Origin of the sequence: Methylobacterium bullatum, from assembly GCF_014845095.1 — a bacterium.
GTDB classification, from domain to species: Bacteria; Pseudomonadota; Alphaproteobacteria; order Rhizobiales; family Beijerinckiaceae; genus Methylobacterium; species Methylobacterium bullatum.
This window is the reverse complement of record NZ_NKUG01000210.1, coordinates 1-6,931: the sequence shown is the minus strand read 5'-3', so window position 1 is coordinate 6,931 and position 6,931 is coordinate 1. Positions and strand designations below refer to the sequence as shown.

General features: G+C 66.8%; 9 protein-coding genes. 3 read left to right on the top strand and 6 right to left on the bottom strand.

The window, feature by feature from the left end; genetic code table 11:
• Positions 1–50 precede the first annotated feature (50 nt).
• On the top strand, positions 51–530 hold the full coding sequence (locus tag MBTS_RS22070) for a hypothetical protein (protein ID WP_192216483.1): 480 nt from the start codon (positions 51–53) through the stop codon (positions 528–530).
• Positions 531–721: 191 nt separating this feature from the next.
• On the opposite strand, the gene MBTS_RS22065 is transcribed toward MBTS_RS22070, so the two are convergent.
• Positions 722–2,536, bottom strand: coding sequence for an adenine deaminase (locus MBTS_RS22065; protein WP_147829690.1), 1,815 nt, complete (start codon positions 2,534–2,536; stop codon positions 722–724).
• Positions 2,537–2,865: 329 nt separating this feature from the next.
• On the opposite strand from MBTS_RS22065, the gene MBTS_RS22060 reads away from it, so the two are divergent.
• Positions 2,866–3,123 (top strand): hypothetical protein, encoded by a 258-nt coding sequence (locus MBTS_RS22060; protein WP_018044140.1) that lies wholly within the window; start codon positions 2,866–2,868, stop codon positions 3,121–3,123.
• Between the two features lie 2 nt (positions 3,124–3,125).
• Here the strand turns inward: MBTS_RS22060 and MBTS_RS22055 are convergent, their stop codons facing one another.
• From MBTS_RS22055 to MBTS_RS22035, 5 genes are all read right to left on the bottom strand, one after another.
• Complete coding sequence (locus MBTS_RS22055; protein ID WP_056142930.1) at positions 3,126–3,341, bottom strand: alkylphosphonate utilization protein; 216 nt, start codon at positions 3,339–3,341, stop codon at positions 3,126–3,128.
• A gap of 3 nt (positions 3,342–3,344) precedes the next feature.
• Positions 3,345–3,560: a hypothetical protein gene (locus tag MBTS_RS22050; RefSeq protein WP_056142928.1), complete on the bottom strand. Its 216-nt coding sequence runs from the start codon at positions 3,558–3,560 to the stop codon at positions 3,345–3,347.
• A 128-nt stretch (positions 3,561–3,688) separates the two neighbouring features.
• The gene (locus MBTS_RS22045) at positions 3,689–4,444 is read right to left on the bottom strand and encodes an ABC transporter ATP-binding protein (RefSeq protein ID WP_187273319.1); all 756 of its coding nucleotides are present in this window, start codon (positions 4,442–4,444) and stop codon (positions 3,689–3,691) included.
• Positions 4,444–5,196 carry an ABC transporter permease gene (locus MBTS_RS22040; protein ID WP_147829694.1) on the bottom strand — a complete coding sequence of 251 codons (753 nt, stop codon included), beginning with the start codon at positions 5,194–5,196 and terminating at the stop codon, positions 4,444–4,446. Before MBTS_RS22040 ends, MBTS_RS22045 begins: the two co-directional genes overlap by 1 nt.
• 4 nt (positions 5,197–5,200) lie before the next feature.
• The gene (locus MBTS_RS22035) at positions 5,201–6,229 is read right to left on the bottom strand and encodes an ABC transporter substrate-binding protein (RefSeq protein ID WP_192216482.1); all 1,029 of its coding nucleotides are present in this window, start codon (positions 6,227–6,229) and stop codon (positions 5,201–5,203) included.
• Positions 6,230–6,491: 262 nt separating this feature from the next.
• Here MBTS_RS22035 and MBTS_RS22030 point away from each other — a divergent pair, with 262 nt between their 5' ends.
• The gene (locus MBTS_RS22030) at positions 6,492–6,893 is read left to right on the top strand and encodes a DUF3597 domain-containing protein (protein WP_056142924.1); all 402 of its coding nucleotides are present in this window, start codon (positions 6,492–6,494) and stop codon (positions 6,891–6,893) included.
• Positions 6,894–6,931: the final 38 nt, after the last annotated feature.

Here is a 6,931-nt window from a genome sequence, read left to right as displayed (position 1 = left end):
CGCTTACTGGCGCATCATGTAAGGAGCGTTACGCCATCGTCATGATTTGAATGAATTTAACGAAACAGCTCGGCGCCATCATTTGGCGCCGAGCTGTTTCGTTACACGGGTCTCTGCTGCTCAGCATTCGTACGGGATCGAGGGGGAATACAGACCCGTATCCGGGTGATCTCAGAACCGGCGTTTCCGCCCCGGCCTTGTTGGATCATATCGATATCTGGCAGGGTCTATCTCGTGATGAGATGCCCCCCCAACTCATGGGCTTTACCCTTGATACCGGATGCCAAGCGGGTTCATCATGGCTGCTTGAAAGCCTCCAGACAGCGCTCTCGTTAAAGCGCTTGCCCGCCGGTCTGACGCATGGGATCGCAGATTTTCGCCGAAACCTTATCGAGATGCTCGCAGGCATTCTTCAGGTACCAAGTTTTCAGATCTGGCTGGGTTGGTGCGACGAACATCGCCACGAGGACGAAGCCGACGAAGCCGAGGACGACGAGCGTCAGAAGATTCCGCATCAACTCACTCCATAAAAAGGCGTTCTCTCCCGCTATTGGAGCGATAGCCCCTAGAAGATAACGCAAAACGGCCAGCCAATCGCCTCAACGGACAATTCGGCTGACCGGTTCGATAACACTACGGCTTGCAAAAGCCGACATGGGAAAGGCTGTTGAGACCTGATTCATCAACGATCTTTGAAGTGCATCGGTTCCCAATAGGAGTTTTAGGCCTCTACGGGTTCGAATAGCGGCACAATCTCCATGGCTGGGACCAATACGATGCCCTTGTCGGTGATCCGAATTTCCGGAATGACCGAGAGGGGGATCAGGTTGAACCCCATATAGGGAATCGTGCACCCGGCCCGCTCCCAGGCCTTCTTCAGCAGTCGGACTTCCTCGGCGACGATACCGACGCGCTTGTCCGAGAGAAGTCCCGCCACTGGCAGCGGAACCATGGCGGTCACCTGGCCATCTTCGACGACGCAGACGCCCCCTTGGATCGCCGACAACGCATCAATGGCGACGCGCATATCCTCCGCGTTCAGCCCCGCGACGATCACGTTGTGCGAGTCGTGGCCGACACTGCTCGCGACCGCGCCATGCTTCAGCCCGAAGGCACGCAGCAATCCGTGTGCGACGTTGCCGGCTCCGCCATGGCGCTCAATGACAGTGACGAAGCACAGATCGTTGTCCCGCAGGGTCGTCGGCCAATCCGAAGCAGGCGTCAGGTCGTACCGCTCATGGGTCAGTTCGATTCCGGGAAGCGTGGTGCGGATGGCGTTGACGACACAGCGGCCTTTGGGGAGCACCGGGACCAGGGCTGGTAGGGGCAGTGGCAGATGCATCGTCGCATAGGCCGGTGCAGGGTAGCGGTAGGGACGCGAGAGCGCCGCATCGAGGAGAGGCGTGATCGTGCGATTCTCGACCACGCAACGGCCACCGTACCAAGTGGTCTGCGGAATGAAATCGTCGTCGAGGAGTACGAGATCGGCCCGGCGACCGCCACCGAAGCCACCGATCTCGTTATCGAGCCCATACCGGGTCGCCGGATGCAGCGAGCCCATCGACCACGCCTGTTCGCGGGGAATACCCATGCGGATGGCCTCTCGCACCACCCAGTCGAGACCGTAGGCGAGGAGATCCTGGGCGTCCCGGTCGTCGGTACAGACGCAGACCCGCTTGGCCGAGGCCCCCAGTTCGATGATCGTGCCGATGGCCTTGGGCAGGCTGTGCCAGGGCGTGGTCGGCGGGCCTCCGCGCAGGTAGATCCACAATCCCGCTTCCAGCAAGTCGTCGGCAATGTCCCGATCGATGGCCTCGTGGGTGTCGGTGACGCCGCTGGCGGCATAGGCGCCGACAAAGCCGCGTCCGTAGATGTGACCGGAGACCGGTCGCCCACGCTGCAGTGCAGCCGCGATGATGGCATGAGCCCGCTCGTCGCCCTCGGCCACGGCGACGAAATCCATCTTCTCGCCGAGGCCGATCGCCTCCGGCCACGCATCGAACAGGGCGCCAATCTTCTCCGCCGTGAGGTCGCCGCCGGCGGTCTCGAGTTCCGGCGAGGTGGCCGGAACCGTGCTCGGAACCGTCAGGTAGATATTGAGCGGCGCCGCGCGGGCATCCTCCAGCATCCAGGCGATCCCGTCCGTGTCGAGGACGTTGCCGATCTCGTGGCTGTCGCAGACGATCGTCGTTGTGCCATTGAGGAGCGCAGCCTCGGCATAGGCACAAGCCGTCACCATGCTGCTCTCGATGTGCAGGTGGGGATCGACCAAGCCGGGAGCCAGAATGCCGCCGCCGGCCTCATAGCGTGGCGCTCCGCCCCTGTAGGCTCCCGCCGGCTTCACGGCGGCGATGCGCCCGCCCGTGATCCAGACCTCGCTGTCGGGCCGCATCCGCTCGGAATAGGTGGACAAGATGCGCGCGCCGGTGATGACCAGATCCGGCTCGGCCCGTCCGCCTGCGACACTGGCGAGCTGGCGGGTCATCCGGCTCAAGGGAGCGACGGAGAAGCGTGTCAGCGGTGTCGGATCGGTCATCGTGCAATCGGCTCCTCGCCTCGCCCGGCCCCCCTGCCCGACGGGGCGGGTCACAGCGGGCGATCCGCACGCATCATGCCACAGGTCGGTCCATTAGGTCGGCCCATGCGGGAGGCTGCCTTGCGCCGCACCATGCCGGAGGGGATACGGGTTGCCTTAACGTCGGGACGGGACCATGTAGCGCCTGAGCCCGGTCGCGACCCTTCCGATCGATCGGCGACGGCGAAGAAGGCAGGATGTCGGCGGGACCACGGGGTCGATCGCCAGACATCTGCCTTGAGAGCCGTCGACCGGGCACCCTCCCGGTTTTCATCGTCCGAGCATCCGTCATGGCCAAGCGTACCAAGTCGAAACCGCAGGAGCGTGGCTCCGTCCTGTTCGATGTCCTCTACGAGGACGAGTCCCGCGCTTCGAACCGGCGGGTTCCCATGGAGATCCTCGGAGGCCTCGACGGGGACGAGCCGGCCCGGCACCTCATCGAGGAGCAGGACCGCGCCATCGCCGAGAAGTCCGGCCGCCCCTCCCGTGCCATCCGCAGCCTCAGCCGCTCGCCGATCCGCGCGCCGAGTGCCGTCTCCGGCGACTGATCTCAGGCCTTCTTGAGGAACTGGGTCTTCAGGACGAGCCCCTTCACCTTCTCGGCGTTGCACTCGATCTCGTCGGGATCGTCCGTGATGCGGATGTTTTTGATCAGCGTTCCCCGCTTCAAGGTGGTCGAGGTTCCTTTCACCTTGAGGTCTTTGACCAGGGTGACGGAATCTCCATCCGCCAGCTTCGTGCCATTGGCATCCTTTGTGTCGGCCATGGCTCAGGCGTCCGCGTTGGAGATCGGCGGCATGTACGGCTGACCGGCATTGGTCAGCGCCCGGTCGACCGCCTCGATCGCCAGCAGGATGCGCATGAAATCCTCCGCCGCGGAAGCGGCGGCGAGCTCGCTCGAGCCGATCCGCTTGGCGAGCGCGCTGCGCTGCCGCGAGAGGCTGGCGCGGGCGCGGTTGAGGTCTGAAATCTCGTCGGGCGTCATGGTGGGGTCTCTCTGCCGATCGACCGTCCAGGCGGTCTCGGGTGGGGAGCGATGCAGTCTTTATCGGCGGGATGCAATGGCGCGTCCCCCCGGAGAACGCCTCGCCGACGCCTCGCCTGCGTAGAGGGTCACAATTCCGCCGACCGCCCCGACAGCTCCGCCCGGAGCTGCCGGGCCGCGTCGGTGAGGGCCGTATCCCGGCGCAGGCGCGGGCGGGGAACGTCGATCGTCATGTCGGCGGCGACCCGTCCGGGACTGCCCGCGAGCACCACCACGCGGTCGGCGAGGGTCACGGCCTCGTCGATATCGTGGGTGACGAACAGGATGGTCTTGCCCGTCGTCGCCTGGATGCGCTGCAGCTCGTCCTGCAGGCCCTCGCGGGTGAAACTGTCCAGCGCCGAGAAGGGTTCGTCCATGAGGAGCACGTCCGGATCGACGGCCAGCGCGCGCGCGATGGCGACGCGCTGGCGTTGCCCACCCGAGAGCTGGTGCGGCCAGCGCTGGCCGAGGTCGCCGAGCCCCACGAGGGCGAGCATCTCCTGCGCCTTGGCCAGGCGCTGAGCCTTCGACAGGCCGCCGCCCTCGAGACCGAAGGCGACGTTGGCGATCACCCGGCGCCAGGGCAGCAGGCGGGCGTCCTGGAACACCAGCGCCATCGGCGTGCGGCAGCCCTCGCGCGTGGCGAGGCGGACCGTCCCACCGCTGGGCTCGGCGAGGCCGATCAGCACCCGCAGGACCGTGGATTTGCCGACGCCGGATTCGCCGACGATGACCACGAACTCCCCGCGCGCGATGGAGAGGTCGAGCTCCGACAGGATGACGTTGCGGATTCCGTCGCGCTCGTAGGCGAGGCTGAGGCCGCGGATGTCGATGATCGGGTCCATCAGGCGCGCCACCGCAGGAGCCAGCCCTGGAGGGCGACGAAGCCGGTATCGAACAGGCCGTAGAGCCCGGCCATGGTGAGCATGTAGACGACCACGATGTCGGTGGAGAGGAGGCTGGAGGCCTGCATCATGCGGGCGCCGACGCCGGGCACGCCGAAGATCTCGGCGGCCACCACCGCCATCCAGGCCTGGCCCAGCGCCGTGCGCAGGCCGACGAGGATGCCGGGGGTCGCGGCCGGCAGCAGGATCTTGGTGAGACGCGCCAGGGGCGAGCGGAAGCCGAAGGCCTGGGCGACCTCCACGAGGTCCCGGTCGACCCCGCGCACCGCCCCTTGCGTCGCGAAGAACACGATCCAGAACACGCCGATGGCGATGATGAACACGGCGGCCGAGGGCTGGACCCCGAACCAGATGATGGCGAAGGGCACCCAGGCGAGGCCGGGGATCGGGCGCAGCAGGCGCACGATCCAGGCGGTGAGCGCCTCGAAGCCGCGGAACATCCCCACGACGATGCCCAGCGCGATACCGGCCCCCGTGCCGACGGCGAGGCCGACGAGGTAGTGGCTCAGGCTCGACCACACCGCCTCGCCCCAGACCCCGAGGCGGATCTCGTTGAGGAAGGCGGCCGGGATCGTGCTCGGCGGCGGCAGGAAGGCCGGGTTGATCAGTCCGAGCCGAGGCATCGCCTCCCAGAAGAGGAGGAAGGCGACGAGTCCGAGAGCCGCGAGGGCGGGGGCGCGAAGGGCCTTCATCCGATCAGCGCGCGATGGCCTTCTCGTAGTAGCGGGAGTCGAACAGCCCATCGAGGGGCACGTCCTTCTCCAGGGCGCCGATGGAGACCTGATAGGCCTGCATCGCCTTGGTGGCGACGATGATGGCGCGCGGATCGACGGTGAACTTCGCCGCCGGGGAGGTGAGGGCCTTCTGGATGGTGGCGAGATCGACGATGCCCTTGCCGAGGGCGGCGAGCACGTAGGGCGCAGCCTTGGCCGAGTCGGATTTCAGCAGGGTGTCGGCGCGGATGAGGGAGCGCACCAGGGATTCCACGGCGCCGGGATTCCGGTCGGCATAGGCGCCGTAGACGCCCACCACCGTGCCCGGCTGGTCGGGGAACATCTCGGCCCCGTTGGCGATCAGCGCGATCGCGGGGTTGCGGCCCTGGACGATGGTGAGGGCCGGCTCGCGGATCGAGGCGCCGTCCACGGCGCCGGCGAGGATCGCCTGCTGCGTGGCGTCGATGCCCATGGACACCACCTCGGCATTGGCCTTGTCGGCCTTGGCCACCTGCCACAGCCAATGCTGCAGGGTGGTGTTGGGCACCGAGCCGAGGGGCTGGGTGGCGAGCCGCGCGGGGCGGCCTTCCTTGGCCTTGAACTGGGCGAAGGCCTCGGCCTTGCTGGCGCCGTTGGCGAAGAACGGGGCGAGCTTCGGCCCGGCCACGAACACCATCTCCTCCACCGCGGTGGAGGCGACCACGCGGACGTCGATGTTCTTGGTCCGCGCCACGGCGAGCGGCGCGACCCCGGCGACGTAGACGTCGATGGTGCCCGACGCCAGCGCCTGGATCATGTTCGGGCCGGATTCGAAGGTGGTGAAGGTGGGAGCGAGGCCCGCCTCCTTGAGCCAGCCTTCGCCGTTGGCCACGAAGATCGGCGAGGCGCCGATGACCGGGATGACGCCGATCCGCATGGGGATCGGCGCGGTCTGCGCCTGGGCGGGGGCGGCGAGGACGAGCCCGACGAAGGCCGTCAGGAGCGTCGCGAGGACGGGGAGGGGAGAGCGCATCGGGAGATCCGGATTCCGGAGCGAAGGGTGGCCCGGCAAGGAGCCTCGAGCCCGGCCATGCCACAGGCCGCGCATTCTTCAAACACCCGTGAGCGAAAGAACGGCCCCGGCTTCGCAATCGGGGAGGGCGTTCCACGCTCACGCTTCGCCGCGCGGTCTTTATTCCCCTTCGCCGGACCGGAACGGGCGCGGCCCGATTCCGTTGAGAGCAGGAGACCGGCCACATTTCGTCGCGGCCGGCCAACGACAAGGACACAACGCCATGAGCTTTCTCGGCAGCATCGTCAGCAAGATCCTGCACCCGTTCGGTGGCGGAAGCACCAGCGCGGAGGCCGCCCCCGCCGACGCACCGGCCGGCACGGCCACGACCGACACGAGCGGCGCTGCAGCGGCGAAGCCCGGCGAGCCGGTGGACGTGGAAGCCGTGCTGAACGGCATGGCCGCGAAGAACTCGCAGCAGCTGAACTGGCGCACCTCCATCGTCGACCTGATGAAGCTCCTCGACATCGATTCGAGCCTCAGCGCCCGCAAGTCGCTGGCCGACGAGCTGCACTACACCGGCGACAAGGAAGATTCGGCCACGATGAACGTCTGGCTGCACAAGCAGGTCATCAAGAAGCTCGAGGAGAACGGCGGCAAGGTGCCGGCCGACCTGAAGGATTGAGCAGCCCCTCCCTCCCCCCTGTGGGGAGGGATCGAGGG

Coding starts and splice junctions, on each gene's coding strand:
- MBTS_RS22070 (WP_192216483.1), top strand. CDS start 51: ATGAATTTAACGAAACAGCTCGGCGCCATCATTTGGCGCCGAGCTGTT.
- MBTS_RS22065 (WP_147829690.1), bottom strand. CDS start 2,536: ATGACCGATCCGACACCGCTGACACGCTTCTCCGTCGCTCCCTTGAGC.
- MBTS_RS22060 (WP_018044140.1), top strand. CDS start 2,866: ATGGCCAAGCGTACCAAGTCGAAACCGCAGGAGCGTGGCTCCGTCCTG.
- MBTS_RS22055 (WP_056142930.1), bottom strand. CDS start 3,341: ATGGCCGACACAAAGGATGCCAATGGCACGAAGCTGGCGGATGGAGAT.
- MBTS_RS22050 (WP_056142928.1), bottom strand. CDS start 3,560: ATGACGCCCGACGAGATTTCAGACCTCAACCGCGCCCGCGCCAGCCTC.
- MBTS_RS22045 (WP_187273319.1), bottom strand. CDS start 4,444: ATGGACCCGATCATCGACATCCGCGGCCTCAGCCTCGCCTACGAGCGC.
- MBTS_RS22040 (WP_147829694.1), bottom strand. CDS start 5,196: ATGAAGGCCCTTCGCGCCCCCGCCCTCGCGGCTCTCGGACTCGTCGCC.
- MBTS_RS22035 (WP_192216482.1), bottom strand. CDS start 6,229: ATGCGCTCTCCCCTCCCCGTCCTCGCGACGCTCCTGACGGCCTTCGTC.
- MBTS_RS22030 (WP_056142924.1), top strand. CDS start 6,492: ATGAGCTTTCTCGGCAGCATCGTCAGCAAGATCCTGCACCCGTTCGGT.